The sequence below is a fragment of the Streptomyces sp. MBT65 genome, from assembly GCF_016612545.1.
GTDB lineage: Bacteria > Actinomycetota > Actinomycetes > Streptomycetales > Streptomycetaceae > Streptomyces.
Genome location: NZ_JAENRY010000621.1, coordinates 1 through 1,361, shown reverse-complemented (window position 1 = coordinate 1,361; position 1,361 = coordinate 1). Strand labels below are relative to the sequence as shown.

Below are 1,361 nucleotides of genomic sequence, written 5' to 3'. Positions count from 1 at the left end.
CTGGACGCGGCCGGCGGCCAGGGCATGGCGCTGGCCGTGCAGTGTGCCCTGGCCCTGGAGCGGTTACTGACCGGCCACGGCACAGCCGTCGGCATCAGCCACCGTCTGCGCCACGCCCTGGCCGCCGGCCGCGTCCAGGTCCGCCAGCGCGTCGCCGACCACCAGGAACTGGTCGGGCCAGCGGCGCAGCTTCTCGTAGCGGTGCCAGCGGACGCCGGTGCGGGTGCAGCCGTAGACCGGGCCGAGCGGGGTGGCGGACTCCAGGACGTCGTGCAGCAGCGGGTGGCGCAGGGCGCGCGCGGCGCGCAGCAGCGCGGTGTGGCCGGCCGGCGGGCGGGCGGTGGTGCCGGTGGTGGTGAGGGTCACCGACCAGCGGCCGCCCTCGACGGGGTGCAGGACGCCCTGGCGCGGATGCCCGGGCGCGGCCATGAGCAGCAGGCTCTTCCAGTCGGCGACATGGCCCACCGGCGGCGCGAACACGGCGGTGGCGAAGGCGGCCGGAGCGGCGGCCAGGCTCGAGGGGGGCTGCTGGTAGCCGAGTTCGGCCAGCCAGCGGGACGCCTGGGAGCCGCGGCCGGAGGCGTCCACCACGAACTCGGCCGGCAGCAGGCGCCGCCCGCCCCGCCGGCCGGGGGCCGTACGGTCGCGGCCGCGTATCCACACGCCGGTGACGGTGTCGTGGCGGCCGCCGCGCAGGGCGACTGCCTCGTGCCCGGGCAGGAAGTCCACCTTCGGGTCGGTGCGCAGCCGCGCCCGCACCACCGCGTCGATCAGGTCGCGGCCCGCGGAGAGCAGCGGCAGGCCCGCGTCGAAACGGGGCAGCCAGCCGCCCGGCCCCAGCACCAGCATGTCCTCGGGCACGGTGACACGGACCGCCCCGGCACCGGCCAGGTCGTGGCCGATGCCGGGGAACAGCCGTTCCAGCCCCTGATGGGCGGCCGGCACCAGCACATGGGTGTGCCGGGCCTGCGGGACACCCGGGCGCCGCCCCGGTCCGGAGGGCACCCAGTCGCGCTCGATCACCGTGACGTGGTCCATGAAGCCGGCCAGGGCCCGCGCCGCGGTGAGCCCGGCGAGCCCGGCGCCGATCACCACGGCACGCCCGTGGCCACCCGCGCCGGCCCCCGCGTATGCACTCAACTCGGCTGCCCTCCCTGCTCGTTGTGCCTTCATCATGCGGCGCCCCGACACCCCCCGACGGCCGCTTCGACCGCCCGCGGACCACCCCTCCAGCACGCCTCCACCGCCCCTCCAGCCGGACTCCGGGAGGATTCGAGAAGGACTCCGGCAAGACTCGAGCGGCAGGGGTGTGAGCAGGGAGAAGAGCGGGCTCGGGCGTGTTTCCGGGGCCGGTTGCGGGT

At 76.8% G+C, this 1,361-nt stretch carries 1 protein-coding gene; it reads right to left on the bottom strand.

Going from position 1 to position 1,361, the window contains the following annotated elements:
* Positions 1-63: 63 nt before the first annotated feature.
* On the bottom strand, positions 64-1,140 hold the full coding sequence (locus tag JHN63_RS51055; RefSeq protein WP_200691936.1) for an NAD(P)/FAD-dependent oxidoreductase: 1,077 nt from the start codon (positions 1,138-1,140) through the stop codon (positions 64-66).
* Positions 1,141-1,361 lie beyond the last annotated feature (221 nt).